The sequence below is a fragment of the Actinophytocola sp. genome (assembly GCF_036002505.1).
Classification (GTDB): Bacteria; Actinomycetota; Actinomycetes; order Mycobacteriales; family Pseudonocardiaceae; genus DASYTH01.
Genome location: NZ_DASYTH010000322.1, coordinates 25,991 through 49,207 on the forward strand (window position 1 = coordinate 25,991; position 23,217 = coordinate 49,207).

Sequence of the window (23,217 nt, forward strand, 5' to 3'; positions counted from 1 at the left end):
GAGGTGCGAGGGTGTTACATTCAGTCGCATAGTGAACGGAATCGTTCCGAATCTTGGAGGCGGCATGTCGACCCCGTCGGCATCTCCGGTGCCCAGGCCCGGCATCGCGCTGGCGATCATCGTGACCTGCCAGCTGATGGTCGTACTGGACACCACCATCGTCAACGTGGCGCTCCCCCAGATCAAAGACGCACTCCACTTCACGCCCACCGGCCTGTCCTGGGTGCTCAACGCCTATACCCTCACCTTCGGCGGCTTACTCCTCCTCGGTGGCCGCGCCGGTGACATCCTCGGCCGGCGCCGGGTTTTCCTCTTCGGCGTGCTGCTGTTCAGCGCCGCCTCACTGCTCGGCGGCCTGGCCCAGAACGCGCCGTGGCTGATCGCCGCCCGCGCCGCCCAGGGTGTCGGCGGCGCCATCGCCTCCCCCACCGCCCTCGCGCTGATCGCCACCAACTTCCGCGAAGGCCCGGAACGCACCCGGGCGATGAGCACCTGGGGCGCGGTCGCCGGCGCCGGCGGCGGTCTCGGCCTCATCCTCGGCGGCGTCCTCACCGACTGGGTCTCCTGGCAATGGGTCCTCTACGTCAACGTGCCCATCGGCCTCGCGATCGCCGCCCTGACCCCCCGCTACCTGGCCGAGTCCGACCGCCAACCCGGCCGGTTCGACCTGTTCGGCGCGCTCAGCTCCACCATCGGAATGTCCGCCCTGGTCTACGGATTCATCCGCGCCGCCACCAACGGCTGGGGCGACCGCTACGGTCTGATCGCGTTCGGCCTGGCCCTGGTATTCCTGGTCGCCTTCGTCGTCAACGAAACCGCCGCCAAACAACCGATCGTGCCGCTCCGCCTGTTCGCCGACCGCAACCGCGCCATCGCCTTCGTCACCCGCCTCTTCGTCGTGGCGGGCATGTTCGGCATGTTCTTCTTCCTCACCCAGTTCACCCAGAACGTGCTCGACTGGAGCCCCCTGGAGGCCGGCCTCGCCGTCCTGCCGTCGACCGTGCTGATCCTGGTCTCGGCAAAACTGGTGATGAGGTTGATACCCAGGTACGGCGTGAAATCGCTGACCGTCACCGGAGTCACCGTCACCACCCTCGGCATGGTTTGGCTGAGCTTCATCTCCGAGACCACCAACTACTGGACCGGAATCCTCGGCCCGATGATCCTCTTTGGCATCGGCATGGGCATGCCCTTCGTGACGCTCACCCTGCTGTCCCTGGCCGCCGTGCCACCCAAGGACTCCGGCGCCGCGTCCGGCCTGGTCAACGTCATGCAGCAACTCGGCGGCGCGCTCGGCCTGTCGATCCTCGTCACGGTCTTCGGAACCGCCTCCCGCCATTCCGCCGAGCACAACCCCAACGCGCCCAAGACCATCCTCACCGACGGCATCGCCACGACCTTCACCGTCGCGACGGTCCTCATCGGCGCCATGATCGTGCTGACCCTGCTCGGAATCAAGGCAGGCAAGCCAACCGCGCCCACCGGGAGGCCGAGCGAGAACGGCGTGGCGCCAGGGATTCCGGCTACTCATCGAGAAGGGGCCACATGAGCGATCCCGTCGTGATCGTCGGAGGCGGCGTCACCGGACTGCTGCTCGCCGGTGAGCTGAGACTCGCCGGCGTGCCGGCCGTGGTACTCGAAACACGGACCGGGATCGCCGAGCATTCCAACGGCATGGCCCTGCACGGCCGGTCCCTGGAGTTCCTGCGCCAGCGAGGGTTGGCCGACGAGATCGCCGCCGCCGGGGTCTTCCCCTGGCCCCGCACCCCGTTCGCGTTCCTGTGGCTCGACCTGGCCGGAGCGGACGAACGGGACCACACGTACGCCTTCCCCCAGTGGCGCCTGGAAAAGATCCTCGAACGGCGGGCGGTTGACCTCGGCGCTGAGCTACGCCGCGGCCACACCGTGGTAGCGCTCGACAACGGCCCGGACCGGGTTACCCTGACCGTGCTGGCCGACGGCGCCGAGTATCGCGTCGAAGCAGGCTACGTCGTCGGCTGCGACGGCGAGGACAGCGTGGTCCGCCGGTTGTCAGGAATCCCCTTCGACGACGGCGGAATCGACTCGGGCTACTACGGGGTACTCGGCGACGTGGCATTTCCGGACGGCGTGTATCCCGAGTTCGCCGCCGGCCTGCACCCCAACGGAATGTTCGGCGCCCTCCCGTTGCAAGCCGGAATGCTGCGGCTCATGACCATACAATTCGACACAAAGCGCCCCGGCGACGACGTCCCTGTCACCGCCGACGAACTGCGGGCGGCGATCCGCCGGGTGACCGGTACCGATCCGGATATCGGAGAGGTCCGCTGGCTGTCCCGCTTCGGCGGAGCGACCCGCGTAGCCGAAACTTACCGCCGAGACCGAGTGTTCCTGGCCGGCGACGCCGCGCACGTGCTCTACATTTCCGGAACCCAGAGCTTGAACTTGGGAATTCAGGACGCCGCGAACCTCGGCTGGAAGCTCGCCGCGGCTGTCAAGGGATGGGCGCCGGCGGATTTGCTGGATACATACCACATGGAGCGCCACGTCGCCGGAGAACAGGCCCGGACGCACGCTCTCGCGCAGTTCGCGCTGATGCACCCGCTTGATCGAGTGGGGCCGTTGCGCGATATCATGTCGGATATCCTGGGTTTCGGAGACGTTAACCAGCACCTGCTCAAACTGGCTACGGCGGCTCGATATCCGACAATGGGACAGGAAGGTCATCGACCGGTCGGCGAGCAGATCGGGGAACTGCCGTTGTCGACGCCGGGGGGTGAGACGTCGGTGGCGGCACTGTTGGCGGGTGGGCGCGGGGTGCTCGTGGACTTCTCCGGCGGGACCGTGGGGGACGAGGCGCGGGCGTGGTCGGAGTGGGTGGAAATCGTCGAGGCGCGGCCGGTTGCTGAGTTCGGGGGTGATGGGGTGCTGGTTAGGCCGGATGGATATGTTGCATGGTTGGGTGGCGAGGGGTTGTTGGACGCGTTGAGAATGTGGTTCGGGGACGTATGGGTGTGACTGGGTGCGGGGCTTGAAGGTTGGTCAGGGTGCAGCGCTTGGGGGTTGGTCAGGGTGTGGCGCTTCGGGGTGGGTTCGGGGGCGGCGCGCATTGTGCGGGGTCGCCTCTCCGGCCTCAAGGGCGCTTCGCGTCGGCTTCGCCGATCGCCGCGCCGCGGCCACCCGCCAACACCCCGAACTGCAACACCCCGAGCCGAACCCCAAGCCGCAGCACCCCAAATGGAGCACTACACGAAGAGCGCCTCAATATCCTCCGCCGGCCCCGCACACCCGAACAGCGGACCCGAAGCAACCGTCGCACCCACCTCGCGCCACCACGCCAGCTGGTCCTCCGACTCGATCTGCCCCACGATCACCACGGCACCGGTGTCCCGCACCAGCGGAATCAGACCACGCGTAGCACGAAGGAACAGCGACTCGTTCTCCATACCACTCGTAACCCGGTTGATGACCCGATCCGCCATTTTCACCGCGTGCACCGGCAGATCCTCCAGGCAAGCCAAATCCCCACGCGTCGTCCCGAACTCGTAGAGCACGGTGGAGATACCCAGATCTACCAGGACATCCAGATTGTCCTCAGCCAGACCGTCCATCATGCACAGCGCCTGCACCGGCATGCCCAGGCGGAGCTGGTCGTTGGGCAGGCCGGTGTCGAGGAGGGCGGCTTGGACGGTGCGGACGAGGTCGGGGTCGGCGGCTTGCTGGCGGGTGAGCTCGACATAGAGCTGGGGGAGGTCGGCGGAAAGGCGGTGCTTCCAGGCCATGATCTGCTCGCAGGCGCGGCTGAGCATCCAGCGGCCGATGGGGAGGGAGAGGCCGGTCTCTTCGAGGGCGTCGATGCAGCTGTTGTGGTCGAGGGTGCCGTGCAGGGCGTGGTCCCAGCGGAGGAGTGGCTGGACCGCGGTGATTCTTCGGTCGTCGACCGAGACCAGGGGTTGGTATTCGAGGTCGATCTCGCCGCTCTCCCAGGCGCCGGGGATGGAGGCGGAGAGGTTGAAGCGTTCCCGGTCGCGGGCGCCGAGGTCGGTGTCGACCATGGCCCACTGGCGGCGGCCGGCGGCTTTGAGACGGCGGAGGGTGATGTCGGTGGCCTGGAGCAGGTCCATGGGGTCGGCGTCGGGGCGGGGGTATTCGAGCACCGCGATGCAGGCCGTGGTGGCGACGCCGTTGTCACCGACGTAGAAGGGTTCGCCGAGCTCGTCGTTGATGCGCTGGGCGATGGTTTCGGCGCTGGGGGTGGTCGGCGAGACCTCGATCATGATGCCGAACTCGTCGCCGTCGAGGCGGGCGACGGTGGCGGTCTCACCGGCGACGACTGTGAGCAGCCGGCGGGCGACGACCTGGAGGAGCTTGTCTCCGACGTGCCGGCCGGGGCCGTCGTTGATCGCGGCGAAGCCGTCGAGGTTGATGTGGAAGAGGGTGACGGCGTCGACGGCGTACTTGCCGGCGAGGGCTTCCTCGAGCCGGCCGAGGAAGCGCTGGCGGTTGACCAGGCCGGTGAGCGCGTCGTGGGTGGCCTGGAAGCGCAGCCGGTCTTCGAGCAGGTGCTTGTCGGAGATGTCCTCGACGGTGGTGACGAAGTGCCGGGGCGTGCCGTCGGGGTGGCGCATGACGGAGCCGGACAGGTACACCAACGCCTCGTCGCCGTTCTTGCGGCGGAGCCGGCGGCGTTCGCGGAACGGGAGCGCGTCGGTTTCGAGCAGTTCCTCGTAGCGCGAGGCGATGAGGGCGGCCTCGTCCGGGTGATAGAGGTCGCGCAGGTTCATGCCGCCGAGTTCGCGCGCCGGGTATTCGAGGATGTCGGCGAGGGCGCGGTTGGTGCGGACGAGGGCGCCGTCGAGGTCGGAGAGCGCCATGCCGACCGACGAGGAAGTGAAGATTTCTCGGAATAGCGCTTCGCTGGCTTGGAGATCGCGCTCCACGTTCTCTTTGGCGTGGGTGAGCGCCCGCTTGATGTCCTCCTGCTCGGCGAACAGCCGGCTGCGCATTCCCGTGGAGAACCCGGCGGCGAGCGCCCCGAGCACCGCCATGACCCGGTGCCGGACGCAGTCCACGGTGAGGGCGTCGAACTCGGGCATCTCAGCCAGCCACCGGCCCAGCAGGTCGATCGTGCTCCGCAAGCAGATCGGCTTGGTGAAGCCAATGACGACCATCCGGGCGCCCACCTCGCCACCCGGGTCGGCGTCGAAGTCCTCGGCACGCACCGTGTCGACCAGGGCGTCGAGCAGCTCGAGCAGGGTCTGCTCGATCTCGTCACGCGAGCGCGCGACGTAGATCACCTGGGTCAGTTGTCCCGCCCATTGTCTGGCCAGCTCGGCTCTATCCACTGGCGCCATCCACGGGCCACGTCATCGTGCTGTCCTTCTCAGCTGAGCTGCGGCAACTTACCAGTTGCCAGTCAAGTGTTGCTAGTGGTCAGAGTGGACCAACTCTGCACCCATGTGGGTACCGAGCGCCACCCCGAATGCACACATTTGGTGGCTGCGGCCCTACCCCATAAGAGTGAATTACGCCTTGTAACCAACTCCCGCATACAGGTTCGACTGCCCAACATCGTCCTCGATGTCCTCCGGGCGCTCCGGACGCCACTGCGGTGTGTACACGACGCCCGGCTCGACCAGGTGGTACCCGTCGAACATCCGGGTGATCTCCGCCCGGGTCCGCGGGTAGATCGGGTCCTGGCTCTGCCTGAACATCTCGACCGCACCGGCCATCCCCGCCGGCGCGTTGTCCCAGGTGAACGCGGACAGCGCGAAGTAGCTGCCGGTCGCGACCTCGTCCCGGTACCGGGCGGCCAGCGCCCACGGGTCGTCGCCGTCCGGGACGAACTGCACCACTCCCACCATCAGCAGGCCGACCGGCTCGGTGAAGTCGACGAGGCTCCGCATCTGCGGCGCGTACAGGATCGCCTCCGGCTTGCGCATGTCCGCCTGGATGATCGCGGCGTCGTCGTTGTCCCGCAGCAGCAGCTCGCTGTGCGCGACCGCGATCCGTTCATGGTCGACGTACACGACCCGGCTGCCCGGACGGGCCTGCTGCGCCACCTCGTGCACGGTGCCGACGGTGGGGATACCGGACCCGAGATCGACGTACTGGCCGATGCCCGCGTCCGCCATGAACAGCACCGCCCGCCGCAGGAACGCCCGGTTCATCCGGGCCATGTCCCGGACCGGCAGCACACTGCCCAGGTCCTCGGCGAGCGCCCGGTCCGCGGCGAAGTTGTGCCCGCCGCCGAGGAGGTAGTCGTAGACGCGCGCCGCGCTGGGCAGGTCGATGTCGATGCCGTCCGGCACCCAGCTCGACGTCTCCACCACGACGCGCACACCAATCGGTTATCGGATAGTGACCAACACCTTACTGAGTACCAGTTGACCAGGTAAGGGAACAGGGCTGTCGGACTCTGTTGTTGCCCCGATCGGGTGGACCTAGTGGCTTTTAGCAGTCAACGATGTGCTCCGGCCGCACCGGAACCCGGGTCAGCGCCCGGCCGGTGGCCGCCCGGATGGCCGCCACGATCGCCGGCGTGGAGGAAATCGTCGGCGGCTCCCCCACCCCCCGCAAACCGTACGGCGCATGGGGATCCGCCAGCTCCAGCACGTCCACCGACATTGGCGGCATGTCAAGAACGGTGGGAATCAGGTAGTCCGTGAACGACGGGTTGCGGATCTTCCCGCCGGCCAGCTGGATCTCCTCCATCACCGCCAACCCCAGGCCCTGCGCCGAGCCGCCGTGGATCTGCCCGACCACCGCGTCCGGGTTCATCGCCCGGCCGACGTCCTGGGCGCAGGCCAGCTCGACGACCCGCACCAGACCCAGCTCCACGTCCACGTCGCAGACCGCACGATGCGCCGCGAACGCGTACTGCACGTGCGCGTTCCCCTGTCCCGTCAACGGATCCAGCGCCGACGTCGGCCGGTGTCGCCACTCCACGGTGCGCTCCACCGCCGCGGAACCCAGCACCGCCACCAGATCCACCTCGTCGAGCGACGACACCGGGGCGCCCAGCCGATCCGCCGCCAGCTTCAGCACGTCCGAGCGCACCGCCTCGCAGGCCGCCCGCACCGCGCCACCGGTGACGTAACTCTGCCGGGACGCCGAGCTGGAACCGGCGCTGCCGACCCCGGTGTCCGCCGGCTGGATGATCACCCGAGGCACGCCGAGCTCGGTGCGGGCGATCTGCGCCTGCAGCGTCACCAGGCCCTGACCCACCTCGGCCGCCGCCGTGTGCACCGAGACCACCGGCTCGCCGCCGATCACCTCCAGCCGCACCCGCGCGGTGGAGTAGTCGTCGAAACCCTCGGAGAAACCCACGTTCTTGATGCCGACGCCGTACCCGACGCCGCGCACCACACCCTCGCCGTGCGTGGTGTTGGAGACCCCGCCCGGCATCTCCCGAAGATCCACCGGAGCCGCCAACGGCGGCGGCATCGGCTTGTCCCGCACCAACTTCAGCAGCTCGGCCACCGGCGCCGCCGAATCGATCACCTGCCCGGTCGGCAGCACCGAGCCCTCGGCCACGGCGTTGCGGATGCGCAGCTCCACCGGGTCCACCCCGAGCGCCGCCGCCAGCTTGTCCATCTGGGACTCGTAGGCGAACGCGGCCTGCACCGCGCCGAACCCGCGCATCGCGCCGCACGGCGGGTTGTTCGTGTACATGCCCCAGCAGTCCACCGACACGTGCGGCACCACATACGGCCCGACCCCGAGGGTGGCCGCGTTCCCCGCCACCGCCGCGGTGGTCGACGCGTACGCGCCGCCGTCGAGGATGATCTCCGCGCGCACGTAGACCAGGCTGCCCTCGCGGGTGGCGCCGTGCTCGTAGCGCAGCACCGCCGGATGCCGGTGCACGTGCCCGAAGAACGACTCCGCCCGGCCGTAGACGATCTTGACCGGCTTCCCGGTGTGCCGAGCCAGGAGGCACGCGTGCACCTGCATCGACAGGTCCTCCCGCGCGCCGAACGCACCGCCGACGCCGGCCAGGTGCAGCCGCACCGACTCGACCGGCAGGCCGAGCGCCCGGGCCACCTGCTGCTGGTCGACGTGCAGCCACTGGGTGGCGACGTAGAGGTCGACGCCGCCGTCCTCGGCTGGCACCGCGAGCCCGGACTCCGGACCGAGGAAGGCCTGGTCCTGCATGCCGACCATGTACTCGCCGGTGACCACCACGTCGGCCGCCGGATCCGGGTCCCCGCGGCGGATCCGCACGTGCCGCACCACGTTCCCGCCGGCGTTCGACGGGTGCAGCACCGGAGCGCCCGCATCCCGCGCCGCCTCGGCGTCGGTGACCGGCTCCAGCACCTCGTAGTCAACGACGATCCGGTCGGCGGCGCGCCGGGCGGTCTCCGGGTGCTCGGCGGCGACGATCGCCACCGGTTCTCCCTGGTAGCGCACCACGTCCACGGCGAGCACCGGCTGGTCGGGGTGCTCAAGCCCGTAGATGTTCTCACCCGGCACGTCCTCGTGCGTCAGCACGGCGTAGACCCCGGGCAGCGCAAGGGCTTGGGAGATGTCGACCGACCGGATCCGGGCGTACGGGTGCGGGCTGCGCAGCGTCGCGCCCCAGAGCATCTCGTCGGCCCACAGGTCGGAGGAGTACGCGAACTCGCCGCGCGCCTTCAACGCCCCGTCCGGCCGGGTCGGGCTGGTCCCCACCCCGCCGGCGATCGTCGTGCTGAGCGCCCCGGTCATCCGGCCACCTCCACCAACCTGGCGCTGGCCACCCGAAGCGCATCAGCAGTATCCACAGTGGACACCGTGCGGATCTCGTTGTCCTCCACCACTGTCTGACCCCCGACGAGCAGCAGGGCCAGCGGCGGCAGGGTGCCGAACACCAGCGCGGCCACCGGGTCGGCGATGCCGGCGTGCTCGACCCCGTCGAGCCGCCAGAGCGCCACGTCGGCCTGCTTGCCCGCCTCCAGCGAACCAAGCTCCTCCTGCCGCCCGAGGCACCGGGCGCCGCCGATCGTGGCCAGCCGCAACGCGTCCCGGGCGGTCAGCGCCTCCGGGCCACCGCGCAGCCGGGCCAGGTACGTGGCCCAGCGCAGCTCCGCACCCAGCCCACCGTCCTCATTGGACGCCGCGCCGTCCACCCCGAGCCCGACCGGCGCGCCGGCCCCGGTCAGGTCGCGCACCCGGGCGATCCCCGCCCCCAGCCGGGCGTTGGACGTCGGGCAGTGCGCCACCCCGGTGCCGCTGTCCCCGAACCGGCGAACCGCGCCGTCAGAGAGGTGAATTCCGTGCGCCAGCCAGACATCGTGGCCCAGCCAGCCCAGCTTCTCGGCGTACTCCGCGGGCGTGCAGCCGAACTCCGCGCGGCACTGCTCCTCCTCGTCGACCGTCTCGGCGAGGTGGGTGTGCAGCCGGACTCCCTTGTACCGCGCCAGTTCCATCGCCGCACTCATCAGCTCCGGGCTGACCGAGAACGGCGAGCAGGGTCCGACCGCGACCCGCACCATCGCCTCCGGCGACGCGTCGTGGTAGCTGTCGATGGCCTCCTCGGTGCCGGCCAGCGCGCCGTCCATCGTCTCCACGATCGAGTCCGGCGGCAGGCCGCCCCGGGACTGCCCGCGGTCCATCGACCCGCGCACCGCGTGCAGCCGGATGCCCACCGCCCCGGCGGCCTCGACCACCGCGGCGAGCAGATCTCCCTTGCCGGACGGGAAAACGTAGTGATGGTCGGCCGCGGTGGTGCACCCGGTCAGCGCCAGCCGGGCGAGGCCGGCCGTGGCCGCGGCGTGCGTGATCTCCCCGTCGATCCTGGCCCAGATGGGATACAGCGTGGTGAGCCACTGGAACAGGTCGGCCTGCTGGGCCAGCCCGCGGGTGGCCCACTGGTACAGATGATGATGGGTGTTGATCAGCCCCGGCGTGGCCAGGCAGTCCCGCCCGTCGACCCGCCGGTCCACCGGCCCGAGATCCGGCGCCGGCCCCGGCCCGACCCGCTCGATCACCCCGTCATTGATGATCACGTGTCCGGCGCCGTACTCCGTGCCCACTTCATCCACAGTGGACACCGCAGCGTCCTCGACCACAATCCTCATGACGCACCCACCTGAGCGGCGGCCAACCGCACCGCGTCCAGGATCTTCTCGTATCCGGTGCAGCGGCACAGGTTCCCGGCCAGCGCCTCGCGGATCTCGGCGTCCGACGGGTTCGGGTTGCGGCGCACCAGGTCGTGCGCGGCGACCACCAGGCCGGGCGTGCAGAACCCGCACTGCACCGCGCCGGTCCGCACGAACGCCTCCTGCACCGGGTCCAGCGCGTCACCCTCGGCGAGCCCCTCGACCGTGCGCACCTCACGCCCCTCGGCCTGGCCCGCGGCCACCAGGCACGCGCACACCGGAACACCGTCCAGGTACACCGTGCACGACCCGCACTCCCCCTGCTCGCAGGCGTTCTTCGAACCGGGCAGGCCGAGCCGCTCACGCAGCACGTACAGCAGGCTCTCCCCCGGCCACACGTCGTCCGCGGTCCGCGGCTCCCCGTTGACCTCGAAGCTCACCCGCATCAGGCCCCTCCTTCGCAGTGCTCGCGCCAGGCCCAGGTCAGCGTGCGCCGGGCCAGCACCGACAGCGCGTGCCGCCGGTAGGCCGCCGTGCCACGCACGTCGTCGATCGGCCGGGCGGCCTGTCCGACCAGCTTCCCGAACCGGGCAAGCACGTTGTCCGGCAACGGTTTCCGGCCGTCCCACCGGTCGTGCAGCTCGGCCGCGGCGAACGCCTCGGCGGCCGGCGCGCGCAGCGGCGTCGGCCCGGCCGAACCGATCCCGGTGCCGACCGTCCGGGTGCCGGGGTCGAGGCTCACCGCGAACGAGCACACCGCGATCACCATGGCGTTGCGTGTGCCCACCTTGGCGAACTGCTGCGGCCCGGTGGCCCGGGGCACCAGCACCGCGGTCACCAGCTCGTCCGGCTGCAGCACGGATCGCTTGGGGCCCACGAAGAACTCCTCGGCCGGCAACGTCCTGGTGCCGCGCACCGAACCGATCTCGACCATCGCCCGGACGGCCAGCAGCGGCGGGTGCGCGTCGCCGGCCGGCGAGGCGGAGCCGAGGTTTCCGCCGACCGTGCCCCGGTTGCGGATCTGCGGCGAGCCGACCGTGCGCGAGGCCATCGCCAGCCCCGGCAGCACCGCGCCCAGTTCCGTGATGATCCGGGCGTAGGGAACACCCGCACCCACCCGGACCGCACCGTTCACGTTCTCCCACTCGGCCAGCTCGGCCACCCGGGTGAGATCCAGCAGCGCGGCCGGTCGGCGCAGGTCGAAGTTCAGCTCCACCATGACATCCGTGCCGCCGGCGATCGGCACCGAGTCCGGGTGCTCGGCCTTCGCCGCCAGCGCTTCGTCGAGGGTGGATGGGGTCAGGAAGTCCACGGTGCACCCTCCGGGGGGAGGAGTGCGGTGAAGGGGGCCTTTCTCACGCTGGGCGTGAGAAAGGCCCCCTTCATCGCACTCCGCGCGTCCAACATCACCACCAGGCCAGCCCGGCCGGGGGTGCGTCGTCGCGCAGCACGGTGCCCTCGATCAACCCGTACGGCCGGTCCGCGGCGAAGTACACCTCGCCCGGGTTGTCCAGCCCGAACGGCTCGAGGTCGACCAGGAAATGGTGCTTGTTCGGCAGCGCCAGCCGCACCTCGGCCACACCGTCCTGATGGGACAGCAGGTACTGCCCCATGGCGTACAGCGTCTGCTGCAGCGACAGGCTGTACGTGCCGGCGAACGCCTCCAGCAGGCTCCGCGTCGCGGTGTCGTACGAGGCGGCCCAGTCGCCCTCCGCCGCGGCGTGCCGCCAGCGCGCCGACACCGCGGTCGCCAGGATGCGGTCCTTCGTCTCGGGCAGCGTGGTGTAGCGATCCTTGTGGAAGCCGTGGAACTCGGACCCGGTCGTGTTGAGCACGACCAGATCCTCCACTCCGGACACCACCCACGCCTGTCCACTCTCGTAGCTGACGGTCGCGGTCCGGGTGCCGGCACCCCGGCGGAACGAGCAGTCGCCCATCCGCTCCCAGGTGTACCGCTCGATGTGCACCCGCGCACGGGTGATCGTGGGCGTCTTGTCCGCGAAGTGCCGGGCCAGCCGCAGCGCGAAGTCCTCGATCTCGCCGACCCCGTCGCGGGCGAACGCGTACACCGTGTTCTTCTGCGTGTCGGTGGGCAGCACCCCGCTGTTGTCCCCGGTGAGATGCGTGGCGTCCAGGTCGCCGGCCAGCGTCGTGGTCACGTTGAGGTCGGTGACCGTGTGCCCGCCCGCGCCACGGTCCACCCGCACCAGCCGCGTCTCCGCCTTGCCGTACTGATTGTCCCCAAGCCGGATCGCCATGATCAACTCCCCCGGTACGTCGAGTAGCCGAACGGGCTCAACAGCAGCGGCACGTGGTAGTGCTCGTCCGGGTCGGCGATCCGGAACGCCACCGCGACCTCCGGGTAGAACGCCTCCGGCCCGAGGTACTCGCCGGTGCCGAACACCAGCCGGTACACCCCGGCCCGCTCGACTCCCCAGCCGGACACCCGCCCGTCGCCGTCGGTGCGCCCCTCGTCCAGCGGCTGCCACGCCGGCCCCTCCTGCCAGTCCAGCCGCACCGGCACCCCGGCCGCCGGCCGCCCGCGGCTGGTATCCAGCACATGCGTCGACAGGCTCACGATGCCCCCACCAACTTCCCCAGCCGCAGGTTGACGATCCTGCGCAGCTCCTCGCGCACCACCGCCCGCTCGGTCTCCTCGTCGTTGCCGAGCCGGTTCCGCAGCTCACCGAGGATCTCCTCGCGCGACCGCCCGGCCGCGGCGATCAGGAACACCCGCCCGAACCGCCGCTCGTACTCCTCGTTCGCGGTCCGCAACTCGGCCTCGCCGCCCCCGGCCGCCGCGGACTGCTCCTCCCGCGACCACGCCGCCTCGCGCCCGTCCCCGCTCGCCCGCTCCCCGATCCGCGGGTGCGCGGCCAGCGCCTCCTCGATGTCCTCCCAGGCCAACTCGTGGAACACCGCGTCGGACACCCGCCGCAACGTTCCAAGATCGTGATACGGCCGCCGCACGATCAACTCGTCGGCCCACCGGCGCGCGGCGCAGCAGGCCAGCAACTCCCGCTCGGCGCGCTCGGGTTCCGCCGTGTTCAACTCCTCCAGGGACTCGCTAGGCATCCTGGCACTGTAGTTCACCTGCGTTGTTCAGTTGCCTCGTGACTCAGGTCCACCATCGTGCAGTTGTGCAGCTCCCGGACCAGGTGACCGGCGCACATCCAGCGGATCCTCGGGTCGTCGAACGCCATGAGATCCGTGCCGGCGAACGTGGGAGAGCCCACCCGGCCGGTACCACGCGCCGGGCAGGCGTCGTCGCGTTGGCCGAGTGTGTGCCGGGTTGTCGTGAGTTGTGTCCGGTGGCGGCGTCACCGGCCAACACACCCGCACCAGAGGCCAACACAGCGACGTGGCGCGCCAACACGGCGACGTGAGACGCCAACATGGGTACGTGAGACGCCAACATGGGTACGAAGTGCAGCGTCCAGCGAGATCCAGCGCCGCGATTCCTATCGGGTGCTGAGGCTGCTGCTTGCGGTTCTATTCGGTGGATCTGGGCTCATCTGGACAATTATCGGCTCAATGAGTCCGGTCTTGCACTGATGCCTTGACGGCCAACGGCTTCCGGGGCCGGCCGGCGGCGTTGGATTCCTACTGGACGTGATGCTGTTGATTACTGGTCGCGGTCGGAATCGTGCCGAGCCTGGCAGCGGCGTGGTGTCGACGTACCTGACCTCGTAGGTGTGCTCGGCGAACTTCCAGCCCGTCGGGAGTGCGCTGGTAGCGGTCGTGGTAGAGGGCGCAGTTCAGGTGTGAGCTGCCGTCGCGGATCTCCTCCCGGCTGGCGAACTCGATGTCGGCATTGGGCATCCGCAGCACGCCGACCGGGGTGAACAGCGAGGCGAGACGGTCGTGGTCGCTCATCATCCCCGCGTCGGTGAACTCGGGTGCGCAGCGCCTCGATCTCGACGCGGTCGGCGATGGCCTGAAGGTCAGTCATGCGACACCCCCGAAGCGGCCCCACGCCACGAAGCCGGCCAGGGCGAGATAGGCCAGGTTCGCCACGATCACCTTCGCCTCGTGCCGGCGGAGGTGGGTGACGATCGCGCCGATCATCAGCAGCACCAGACCGACGGCCGCCAGCGGCACCAGGACCGGCGCGATGCCGAGCGCGGCGGGCAGGATCAGGCCCACCGCCGCCAGGACCTCGAGGGCGCCGATGGCCTTGATGGCGTCGGCACTGAAGTCCTCGGCCCATCCTCCGCCGGGAGCAGCGGCCAGCTTCTCCTTGGACAGGATCAGCTTCAGGGCACCGCCGGCCAGGAAGGCCACGGCCAGCAGCCCCGCAATGATCCACAGAGCGATGTTCATACCGGTACGACGACGCAGCCCCGCGGGATGTGAGGCTCACACTTCGGCACGCTGTCCCGTCGAACTGGTGACACCAAGGGAGGGGCGACGCGATGACCGATCCGGGCCTGGACGCGATCATGAGCGAGCGGCGCCGGCTGATCAATCTCGGGTACCGGCTCCTCGGCTCCCTGGCCGACGCCGAGGACGTCGTGCAGGAGACCTACGCCCGCTGGTACGCCATGTCTCCGGAGCAGCAGGACGCCATCGAAACCCCCGGCGCCTGGCTGACCACGGTCGCCAGCCGCATCTGCCTCGACCTGCTCGGCTCCGCCCGGGCCCGCCGGGAACGCTACGTCGGCGAATGGATCCCCGAGCCGCTGCCCGACCGCACAGAATGGATCAGCGCACGGTCCAGCGGCACCCCCGCCGACCCGGCTGACCGGATCACCCTCGACGAGTCCATCAACATGGCCTTCCTCGTCGTGCTCGAATCGATGACCCCGGCCCAACGCGTCGCGTTCATCCTGCACGACGTGTTCCGCTACCCCTTCACCGACATCGCCGAGATCACCGGCCGCACGCCCGCCGCCTGCCGCCAACTCGCCACCTCGGCCCGCCGCCGCATCCAGGCCGCCCAGGCCCCCACAACCCCCGCCGTCCAGCGCGCCGACGTCGTCCGCGCCTTCAAACAAGCCTGGGAAGCCAAGGACATCGACGCCCTCATCAACCTCCTCGACCCCGACGCCACCGCGACCGGCGACGGCGGCGGCCTCGCCGGCGCCTCCCTGCACCCCGTCGAAGGCGGCGAGCAGATCGCGCGCTACCTGGTCGGCCTCGCCAACCGGGGACCCGACAACGTGACGATCCTGGAACGCACGGTCAACGGCCAACCCGGCCTGGTAGCCCAGCAAGAAGGCGTCACCATCGGCGTGCTGGCGTTCGATGTCGCGGCCGACCGGATCAAGCACATCTGGGCGGTACTGAACCCCGAGAAGCTCCGGCCCTGGACCGGGATGCCCTGATGGCCGCCTTCAGGGCAGTTGCGCTACCCGAGGACGGCGAGCGCGTCGATCTCGACCAGGAGGCCGGTGGGGAGTCCGACGTAGATGGTGGTGCGGGCCGGGTAGGGCTCGGTGAGGAACTTCTCGTACGCCGCGTTCATCTCGGCGAAGTGGGCGGTGTCGGTGAGGTAGATCCGGAACATGACCACGTCGTCGACGCTCGCACCGCCGGCCTCGAGGACGGCCAGCACGTTGCGCATGGACTGGGCGGTCTGCTCGGCGACGGTGCCGCCGACGATCTCGCCGGTCGCCGGGTCGGCCGGGATCTGGCCGGCCACCTGCAGGATGTTGCCCTTGCGGATGCCGGGTGACAGGGGCACCGGCACCGGCTTGGCACCCGGCACGTGGATCGCGGTCTTCGCCATGCGCTATCTCTCCTTCTCACCAGGGGACCAGCCGCACTCCGCCGAGGCCTTCGCGGCGGCGGCCAGCAGGTCCGGAACCAGGCCGAGCAAACCGTCCAGGTCGAGCAGCATCGTGGGCACCGACAATGACACCGCGGCCAGCACCTCGCCGCGGATACCCCGGATCGGCGCCGCGATGCAGTTGATGAAATTTTCGTGCTCGGCGTTGTCGACGGCGAACCCGCGCTCCGCCACCCGGGCGAGCTCGGCGCGGTACGCCTCGGGGCCGGTGATCGAGTTCGCGGTGCACGGCGGGTAGTCGATCGACACGGCCACCGCGCGGCGCTCGGCCGGGGGCAGCGCGGCGAGCAGCACCTTGGCCACCGCGGTGCAGGACAGCGGCGCGCGCCGGCCGATCCGGGAGTACATGCGCACGTGGTGGCGGCTTTCGAACTTGTCGATGTAGACCACCTCGCCGCCCTCGTAGCTGGCCAGGTGCACGGTGTGCCCGGTGGCGGCGTTGAGATCGCGCAGCGCGGGCTCGACCAGGCGGCGCACGTCCCGCTCCTCCAGCGCGCGGTAGGCCAGGTCGAACAACGCGGTGCCGAGCCGGTAGTACCGCACCCCGTCGCGCTGCACGAACCGGTGCACCTCGAGCGTCCGCAGCAGGCGCAGCACGGTCGACTTGTGCACCCCGGCGAGCTCGGCGAGCTGGTCGAGCGTGCGCGGGCCCTCGGCCAGCCCGGCCAGCACGGTCAGCGCCCGGTCCAGGCTCTGGCTCACCGGGACATCCTCCACGCCGCCCAGGTCCGCTCGTCCGCGTCGAGCAGCGCGGCCACCACCTCCGGCGGCAGCGGCGGGCCGACGTCCTCCCGGGTGCGCAACGCCGACGCCGCCCGCAGGTGCCCCGCCCGCAACCGGTGCCGCGGCGGCGCACCGTCCAGCAACGCCGCCAGAAACCCGGCGGCGAACGCGTCCCCGGCGCCGATCGGCTCCACCACGTCCATTCGCAAGGCCGGCTCGAACACCGGAGCCCGATCGCGCTCGATCAGCGTGGCCCCGTGCTCGCCCTGCTTCACCACCAGCATCTCCGGTCCCGTGAGGACGGTCCGAATCCGTTGTGGCTCAGCCGTTCCCCATACTTCTGACGCCTCGTCCGCACCCACGAACACGATGTCCGCCGCGTTCGCCAGCTCGGCCAGCACCGCGCGGTCCCGGCCGGCCCACAGCGCCGGCCGCCAGTTCACGTCGAACGAGATCCGGTGGCTGCGCCGGGGCATCGCGAACAGCGCCCGCATCAACGCCAGGCAGCTCTCCGACAGCGCGGGCGTGATCCCGCTGGTGTGTACCAAGTGGACACCGTCGAAGTCGATCCGGTCGAGCACCTCCGGCCCCAGGCACGAGGCCGCGGAGCCGGTCCGGTAGTACCGCACCGTGCCGGATTCCTTGAGGTACAAGCCGGTCTGCCGCCCGGGGTCGACCACGACGCCGGACACCTCGACGCCGGCCGCCGCCACCTCGGCCACCACGGCCCGGCCGAGCGCGTCATCACCGACCGCGCTGACCCACGCGACGGGCACCCCGAGCCCGGCCAGGTGGCAGGCCACATTGGACTCCGCGCCGCCGACCGCCCGGCTCCAGGTCCGCGCCCGGTCCGGCGGTCCCTCGGGGAGGAACATCGCCATGGACTCACCCAGGCACAACACCCGTACCACGCCCGCTCCCTGATTGACTGGCCTCGGGAAGGGATGCTAGACACGATGAGTCACATAGTGCAATGAGCGTTGCAGATTACGCAATGGAGATACCGGTGGTCGAACCCGGTCGTATCGACAAGGACGCCGTCGCGGCGCTTCAGTCCGAGCGGATCGACTGGCGTTTCAAGGGTTTGCCGGCCGCCGCCCAGGGCCTGACGGTGGCGGAGGCGGTCGAGCGGCGGCTCAACCTGTTCCGCGACGGCTTCCTCGGGCCACTCGTCGTGCTCGACGCGCCGGCCCTCGAGCACAACCTCACCACCATGGCGAACTGGTGTGCCGCCACAGGAGCCGCGCTCGCCCCGCACGGCAAGACCACGATGGCGCCGCAGCTCTTCGCCCGCCAGTTCGAGCTCGGCGCCTGGGCGATGACCACCGCCAACGCCAGCCAGCTCCGGGTCTACCGGGCGTTCGGGATCAACCGGATCGTGCTGGCCAACCAGTTCCTCGACCCGGCCGGCCTGCGCTGGCTCGCCGCGGAACTCGACCGCGACCCGGATTTCGAGTTCTGCTGCTGGGTCGATTCCGAGCGCGGCGTCATGCAGATGGACGAGACACTGCGCCGGGTCAAGGCGCGGCGCCCGGTGAACGTGCTCGTGGAACTGGGCGCCCCGGGCGGGCGCACCGGCGTACGGGACGTCCGCACCGGTTTGTCGCTGGCCTTTGCCGTGTCGGCCAGTCCTGCGCTGCGGCTGGTCGGTGTGGCCGGTTATGAAGGCGCGATCGCCAAAACCGCCTCCCACGACGGACTGTCCACAGTGGAGGCGTACCTGGCCCGGCTCCGCGAGCTGGTGGTCGCCACGGCCGGCCACGGCTTGTTCGACGGGCTCGACCGGGTGATCGTCACGGCCGGCGGCAGCTCGTTCTTCGACCTGGTGGCGGACGCGTTCACGGCACCGTGGCCGGACGGGCTGCCGGTGCTCCCGGTGCTGCGCAGCGGCGCGTACGTCACGCACGACGACGGCTTCTACCGCCGCACCTCCCCGCTGGGCGAGACCACGCGGATCGCCGGCGCGCCGCCGCTGCGGTCCGCCCTGCGGGCCTGGGCACAGGTCACCTCGCGGCCCACCGCCGACCTGGCGCTGCTCACCATGGGCAAGCGGGACGTCCCGTACGACCTGGACTTCCCGATGCCGCAACGGATCCGGCGACCGGACGGGGTGGCACCGCTGACCGGCTGCGAGGTCACCGCGCTGAACGACCAGCACACGTTCCTCAGGCTCGGCCGGGACGCCGGCGTCGAGGTGGGCGACTGGATCGGGTTCGGCCTGTCCCACCCGTGCACGACGTTCGACAAGTGGCAGCTGATCCCGGTGGTCGACGCGGACGGCGAGACCGTGGTGGACCTCATCCGCACCTACTTCTAGGAGTCCATTGTGGACATCACGATCCGCGGCGGCACCGTGGTCGACGGCACCGGCGCACCCGGTTTTCAAGCGGACGTGGGAATCCGGGACGGGCTGATCGAGGAGATCGGCACCGTGCCGACCGCCACCCGGGTGATCGACGCCGCCGGTCTGGTGCTGGCGCCCGGGTTCATCGACATGCACGCCCATTCCGACATCCAGATCCTGGCGAACCCCGACCACCTGGCCAAGGTCGCGCAGGGTGTCACGCTGGAGGTGCTCGGCCAGGACGGGCTGTCCTACGCGCCGGTCGACGACACCACGCTGGAGACGCTGCGCACCCAGCTCGCCGGCTGGAACGACGACCCGCCGGGGTTCGACTGGAGCTGGCGCACCGTCGGCGGATACCTCGACCGGCTGGACGGCGGGATCGCGGTGAACGCCGCGTACCTCCTGCCGCAGGGCACGATCCGGATGCTCGCGGTCGGCTGGGCGGACCGGCCGGCCACCGAGTCCGAAATGGACACCATGCGCGCGCTGGTGGCCACCGGCATGGCCGAGGGCGCGCTGGGCCTGTCCTCCGGGCTGACCTACACGCCGGGCATGTACGCCGGCACCGAGGAGCTGGTCGAGCTGTGCACGGTCGCCGGAAACCTGGGCGGGTACTACAGCCCGCACCATCGCAGCTACGGCGCCGGCGCGATCGACGCCTACGCCGAGATGATCGAGGTGTCCCGGCGCTCCGGCTGCCCGGTGCACCTGACCCACGCCACGCTCAACTTCCCGGTCAACACCGGCCGCGCCGGCGAACTGCTCTCGTTGGTGGACAAGGGGATCGCGGACGGCGTCGACATCTCCCTGGACACCTACCCGTACCTGCCCGCCTCCACCTACCTCTCGGCGCTGCTGCCGAGCTGGGCCTCCGAAGGCGGCCCGGCGGCCACGCTCGCCCGGTTGTCCGATGTGGACCTCCGGGAGCGGATCCGGGTCGACCTCGAACTGCACGGCTCCGACGGGCTCAACGGCGTGCCGGTGGACTGGAGCTGGGTCGAGATCAACGGTGTGCGCCTGCCGGAGAGCGCCGGTCTGGTCGGGCAGACCATCGCCGAGTCCGCGCGCCGGGCCGGCCGCCCACCGATCGAGTTCTTCTTCGACACGCTGATCGCCGAGCGGCTCGGCACCACCTGCCTGATGCACGTCGGCAACGAGGAGAACGTCCAGGCGATCATGCGGCATCGGGTGCACACCGGCGGCAGCGACGGGTTGCTGGCCGGCGCGCGGCCCCATCCCCGGGCCTGGGGCACGTTCCCGCGCTACCTCGCCCGCTACGTCCGGGAGCTGGGCGTGCTCGGGTTGGAGGAGTGCGTCGCGCACCTCACCGGCCGGCCGGCGAAGCGCCTCAAGCTTCCCGACCGCGGGTTCCTCCGCGAGGGGTACCGCGCCGACCTCGTGCTGTTCGACCCGGCCACGGTCGCCGACCGGGCCACGTTCGACAACCCGAAGCAGCCCGCGGCCGGCATCCCGTACGTGCTGGTGAACGGCACCCCGGTGATCGACGACGGGCGGCACACCGGCGCGCTGCCCGGCCGCGCGATCCGCCGGGCCTCCTGATGGATCTGCTCGCGGAGCTGCGGGCCCGGCGCGCGCTGTGCATCGTGCGCGCCCCGGCCATCCCGGATCCGGTGGGCCTCGCCGGCACCCTCGTCGACGCCGGGCTGCCGCTCGTGGAGTTCTCCCTGACCACACCGGACGCCCTCAACCTGATCGAGCTGGCGTCCACAGTGGACGGAGTGCTGCTCGGCGCGGGCACCGTGCTCACCGCGGCGGCGGCCCGGGACGCGATCTCGGCCGGCGCCCGGTTCCTGCTCACCCCCGGCGTCCGGCCGGACGTCGCCGTCGAAGCGCTTCGACTGGGCGTCCCGGTGGTGCTCGGCGCGATGACCCCGACCGAGGTCGCCGCCGCGCTCGACGCCGGCAGCACCGCGGTCAAGGTGTTCCCGGCCGCCCGGCTCGGCCCGGCCTACGTCAAGGATCTCCTCGGCCCGTTCCCGGGTACCCCGCTGGTGATGACCGGTGGCCTGCACACCGGAAACGCGGCCGAATACCTGGCCGCGGGCGCCCTCGCCGTGACCGCGGGCAGCGGCGTCGTCGCCCCGGCGCTCGCCGCGGAATCCCGGTTCGCCGAGATCCGCACTCGGGCCACCGAATTCGTCGAAGCGCTTCGACAACCATGACCAGCGTGTACATCGGCGCCTTCGGCCGCGACCTCGACGTCGCCACCGCCGACCCGGACACCGGCGCGCTGACCGTCACCGGCACCGTGCCCGACGTCCCCGACGCCTCGTTCCTCGCCGTCTCCCCGGATCGCCACACCCTCTACGCCACCAACGAGCTGGCACGCGACGGCACCGTCACCGCCCTCGACATCCACGATCCGCAGCACCCGGTGGTCCTGAACCATGCCCCGGCCGGCGCCGCCCCCACCCACCTGAGCGTGCACCCCAGCGGCCGCTACCTGCTCACCGCCAACTACGGCGACGGCACCGTGGCCGTGCACCCGCTCCTCCCCGGCGGTGCGCTCGGCGAACCCACAGACCTGGTGCAGCACAACGGGACCGAGCCACACGCCCACCACGTGGTCACTGATCCCAGCGGACAGTGGGTCCTCGCCACCGACCTCGGCGCCGACTCGGTCCTCGTCTACCGCCTCACTCTCGACAACGGCAGACTCGCCCTGCACCAACGGTTCCACCTGCCACCCGGCGCCGGCCCCCGCCACCTCGCCTTCCACCCGCACGGCCGGCACACCTACCTCCTCGGCGAGCACCGCTCCGAGATCACCGTCGCCACCTGGGACCCCACCACCGGCACGCTCACGGCCACGTCCGTCGTCCCCACCACCTCCGCCACCAACGCCCCCGCCGAGATCGCCATCACCCGCGACGGCAAGCACCTCTACGCCTCCAACCGCGGCGAGAACACCATCGCGCACTTCACCATCCACGACGGCGGTGCACGCATTGCCCACGTCGCCTCCACCCCCACCGACGACTGGCCGCGCCACTTCAACCTCAGCCCCGGCGAACGCTTCGTCTACGTCGCCAACCAGCGCGCCGGCACCATCACCCAGCACCCCCGCGACCCCGACACCGGCCACCTCTCCCCCGCGGTCGCCGCCACCCGCGTCGACAACGTGGCCGTCATCGCATTCCTTGAGCCACCACCCCCACACGGCCGTATGCCGGCGGCCGAGCAGGTGATGTGACCGCGCACGATCGTGACCGTCCGCTCGACCCATTGCTTGGCGATTCAACCGTCACCTGAACTGATCCCACCGCTCATACGGAACGTGTGCCCGCACAAATCCTTCGTATGTGCCGGGTCGCTCAAAAGGCGGTTTCGCACCGGCCGACCCACCTGCATGCTGGACCAGGTCGACCACGTCGCGCGTATTGATCCAATAGTGAGGGGAATCGATGAGTACTGCCAACACGTCCGGCTCGTGGCCGTCCATGAGCACAACGCCACCGAATCTTTCAGGCTTGGGAACCGACCACGTCACCTGGGGAATTCCCGCGGGCGGCGGCGGCAAGAGCGGATACATTTTCCGGGGCGGCACCGTCGAGGTTCAGCTCGACGGCACGGAATTCACCCTCGGCACGTTCACTCACGAGAACTTCCCGATCCAGGGGATGCCGCAGAGCCAGTTCGACGTGGACCTCACCGTGCAGGTGGTGTTCGAGGACGGAACCCGGACCAACTTCAGCTTCCGTTTCCACCACAACGAAACCCCCAACGTCGGTCCCTCACCCGAGGACGAGGTCGACCTGCCCACCTTCATCTCGCCGGAGACGGTGGTCGTCGACGGCACCGAATACGCCGTTCTCATCAGCGGGTTCAAACAGAACGGGGTGGTTGTCCGGAAGTTCATCAGCCCGGAGAACGGCGCCAACAGTGCGGACGTCGTCGCCATGTTCGCCCGCGCCGGCGTGCCGGACGTCCACATCTCCACCGTCCGCTACAAGGGCGGCGTGAAGTACACCCAGGCCGACGAGTACGTCGAGATCGTCAACCGCGGCACGGCACCCGCGGACATCTCCGGATGGGTGCTCGGTGCCGACGACGCGGGACAGGACTATCGATTCCCGCCCGGGACGATCCTCCAACCCGGCCAGCGGATCAAGGTGTACACCAACGAGGTCCACCCCGAGTCCGGCGGGTTCAACTACGGCATCAAACGACCCATCTGGAACGACAAGGGGGACACCGCCAAACTCCGCGACACCGGCGGAACCGTCGTCTCCGAATACGCCTACGGCGACCGGGTACCCGCCGCACAACCGTAAGTC

At 70.2% G+C, this 23,217-nt stretch carries 23 protein-coding genes; 8 read left to right on the forward strand and 15 right to left on the reverse strand.

Annotation, left to right across the window (positions count from 1 at the left end):
- Positions 1-64 precede the first annotated feature (64 nt).
- On the forward strand, positions 65-1,549 hold the full coding sequence (locus tag VGR06_RS28085; protein WP_327562151.1) for an MFS transporter: 1,485 nt from the start codon (positions 65-67) through the stop codon (positions 1,547-1,549).
- Positions 1,546-2,997, forward strand: a complete 1,452-nt coding sequence (locus VGR06_RS28090; RefSeq protein ID WP_327562152.1) for an FAD-dependent monooxygenase — start codon at positions 1,546-1,548, stop codon at positions 2,995-2,997. Before VGR06_RS28085 ends, VGR06_RS28090 begins: the two co-directional genes overlap by 4 nt.
- Positions 2,998-3,224: 227 nt before the next feature.
- Here VGR06_RS28090 and VGR06_RS28095 read toward each other — a convergent pair whose 3' ends face one another.
- From VGR06_RS28095 to VGR06_RS28150, 12 genes are all read right to left on the reverse strand, one after another.
- Positions 3,225-5,324: a putative bifunctional diguanylate cyclase/phosphodiesterase gene (locus VGR06_RS28095; RefSeq protein ID WP_327562153.1), complete on the reverse strand. Its 2,100-nt coding sequence runs from the start codon at positions 5,322-5,324 to the stop codon at positions 3,225-3,227.
- 180 nt (positions 5,325-5,504) lie between these two features.
- Complete coding sequence (locus VGR06_RS28100; protein ID WP_327562154.1) at positions 5,505-6,320, reverse strand: SAM-dependent methyltransferase; 816 nt, start codon at positions 6,318-6,320, stop codon at positions 5,505-5,507.
- A 112-nt stretch (positions 6,321-6,432) separates the two neighbouring features.
- Entirely contained in the window at positions 6,433-8,685 is a 2,253-nt protein-coding gene (pucD, locus tag VGR06_RS28105; protein ID WP_327562155.1) for a xanthine dehydrogenase subunit D, read from the reverse strand.
- A complete protein-coding gene (locus tag VGR06_RS28110) occupies positions 8,682-10,037 on the reverse strand; it encodes an 8-oxoguanine deaminase (RefSeq protein ID WP_327562156.1) in 1,356 nt (451 codons plus the stop codon). Before VGR06_RS28110 ends, pucD begins: the two co-directional genes overlap by 4 nt.
- Positions 10,034-10,504, reverse strand: a complete 471-nt coding sequence (locus VGR06_RS28115) for a (2Fe-2S)-binding protein (protein ID WP_327562157.1) — start codon at positions 10,502-10,504, stop codon at positions 10,034-10,036. The genes VGR06_RS28110 and VGR06_RS28115 overlap by 4 nt, the downstream gene beginning before the upstream one ends.
- Complete coding sequence (locus tag VGR06_RS28120; RefSeq protein ID WP_327562158.1) at positions 10,504-11,370, reverse strand: FAD binding domain-containing protein; 867 nt, start codon at positions 11,368-11,370, stop codon at positions 10,504-10,506. The genes VGR06_RS28115 and VGR06_RS28120 overlap by 1 nt, the downstream gene beginning before the upstream one ends.
- Before the next feature lie 94 nt (positions 11,371-11,464).
- Positions 11,465-12,316 carry a factor-independent urate hydroxylase gene (gene pucL / locus VGR06_RS28125; RefSeq protein ID WP_327562159.1) on the reverse strand — a complete coding sequence of 284 codons (852 nt, stop codon included), beginning with the start codon at positions 12,314-12,316 and terminating at the stop codon, positions 11,465-11,467.
- Positions 12,317-12,318: 2 nt separating this feature from the next.
- Positions 12,319-12,630, reverse strand: a complete 312-nt coding sequence (gene uraH, locus VGR06_RS28130) for a hydroxyisourate hydrolase (RefSeq protein WP_414637349.1) — start codon at positions 12,628-12,630, stop codon at positions 12,319-12,321.
- A gap of 2 nt (positions 12,631-12,632) precedes the next feature.
- Positions 12,633-13,133, reverse strand: a complete 501-nt coding sequence (uraD, locus tag VGR06_RS28135; RefSeq protein ID WP_327562160.1) for a 2-oxo-4-hydroxy-4-carboxy-5-ureidoimidazoline decarboxylase — start codon at positions 13,131-13,133, stop codon at positions 12,633-12,635.
- A gap of 14 nt (positions 13,134-13,147) precedes the next feature.
- Positions 13,148-13,294: a hypothetical protein gene (locus tag VGR06_RS28140; protein WP_327562161.1), complete on the reverse strand. Its 147-nt coding sequence runs from the start codon at positions 13,292-13,294 to the stop codon at positions 13,148-13,150.
- A 367-nt stretch (positions 13,295-13,661) separates the two neighbouring features.
- Positions 13,662-13,937: a hypothetical protein gene (locus tag VGR06_RS28145; RefSeq protein WP_327562162.1), complete on the reverse strand. Its 276-nt coding sequence runs from the start codon at positions 13,935-13,937 to the stop codon at positions 13,662-13,664.
- A gap of 69 nt (positions 13,938-14,006) precedes the next feature.
- Positions 14,007-14,381 (reverse strand): DoxX family protein, encoded by a 375-nt coding sequence (locus tag VGR06_RS28150; protein ID WP_327562163.1) that lies wholly within the window; start codon positions 14,379-14,381, stop codon positions 14,007-14,009.
- A gap of 92 nt (positions 14,382-14,473) precedes the next feature.
- Between VGR06_RS28150 and sigJ the strand changes: the two genes are divergently transcribed.
- Positions 14,474-15,385: an RNA polymerase sigma factor SigJ gene (gene sigJ / locus VGR06_RS28155; RefSeq protein WP_327562164.1), complete on the forward strand. Its 912-nt coding sequence runs from the start codon at positions 14,474-14,476 to the stop codon at positions 15,383-15,385.
- Positions 15,386-15,408: 23 nt separating this feature from the next.
- On the opposite strand, the gene VGR06_RS28160 is transcribed toward sigJ, so the two are convergent.
- Genes VGR06_RS28160 through VGR06_RS28170 form a run of 3 tightly spaced genes read right to left on the reverse strand, consistent with a single transcriptional unit; the run spans position 15,409 to position 17,453 of the window.
- Complete coding sequence (locus tag VGR06_RS28160; RefSeq protein WP_327562165.1) at positions 15,409-15,789, reverse strand: Rid family detoxifying hydrolase; 381 nt, start codon at positions 15,787-15,789, stop codon at positions 15,409-15,411.
- 3 nt (positions 15,790-15,792) lie between these two features.
- Complete coding sequence (locus VGR06_RS28165) at positions 15,793-16,551, reverse strand: IclR family transcriptional regulator (RefSeq protein WP_327562166.1); 759 nt, start codon at positions 16,549-16,551, stop codon at positions 15,793-15,795.
- A complete protein-coding gene (locus VGR06_RS28170; RefSeq protein ID WP_414637350.1) occupies positions 16,548-17,453 on the reverse strand; it encodes a sugar kinase in 906 nt (301 codons plus the stop codon). The genes VGR06_RS28165 and VGR06_RS28170 overlap by 4 nt, the downstream gene beginning before the upstream one ends.
- Positions 17,454-17,578: 125 nt before the next feature.
- Between VGR06_RS28170 and VGR06_RS28175 the strand changes: the two genes are divergently transcribed.
- The 5 genes from VGR06_RS28175 to VGR06_RS28195 all read left to right on the forward strand — a co-directional run bounded on the left by VGR06_RS28175 (position 17,579) and on the right by VGR06_RS28195 (position 23,214).
- Entirely contained in the window at positions 17,579-18,889 is a 1,311-nt protein-coding gene (locus tag VGR06_RS28175; RefSeq protein ID WP_327562167.1) for an amino acid deaminase, read from the forward strand.
- Positions 18,890-18,898: 9 nt separating this feature from the next.
- A complete protein-coding gene (locus VGR06_RS28180) occupies positions 18,899-20,479 on the forward strand; it encodes a D-aminoacylase (RefSeq protein ID WP_327562168.1) in 1,581 nt (526 codons plus the stop codon).
- Positions 20,479-21,102 (forward strand): aldolase, encoded by a 624-nt coding sequence (locus VGR06_RS28185; RefSeq protein WP_327562169.1) that lies wholly within the window; start codon positions 20,479-20,481, stop codon positions 21,100-21,102. The genes VGR06_RS28180 and VGR06_RS28185 overlap by 1 nt, the downstream gene beginning before the upstream one ends.
- Positions 21,099-22,133, forward strand: a complete 1,035-nt coding sequence (locus VGR06_RS28190) for a lactonase family protein (RefSeq protein ID WP_327562170.1) — start codon at positions 21,099-21,101, stop codon at positions 22,131-22,133. Before VGR06_RS28185 ends, VGR06_RS28190 begins: the two co-directional genes overlap by 4 nt.
- Positions 22,134-22,344: 211 nt before the next feature.
- Positions 22,345-23,214 carry a lamin tail domain-containing protein gene (locus tag VGR06_RS28195; protein WP_327562171.1) on the forward strand — a complete coding sequence of 290 codons (870 nt, stop codon included), beginning with the start codon at positions 22,345-22,347 and terminating at the stop codon, positions 23,212-23,214.
- The last annotated feature ends 3 nt before the right edge of the window (positions 23,215-23,217 follow it).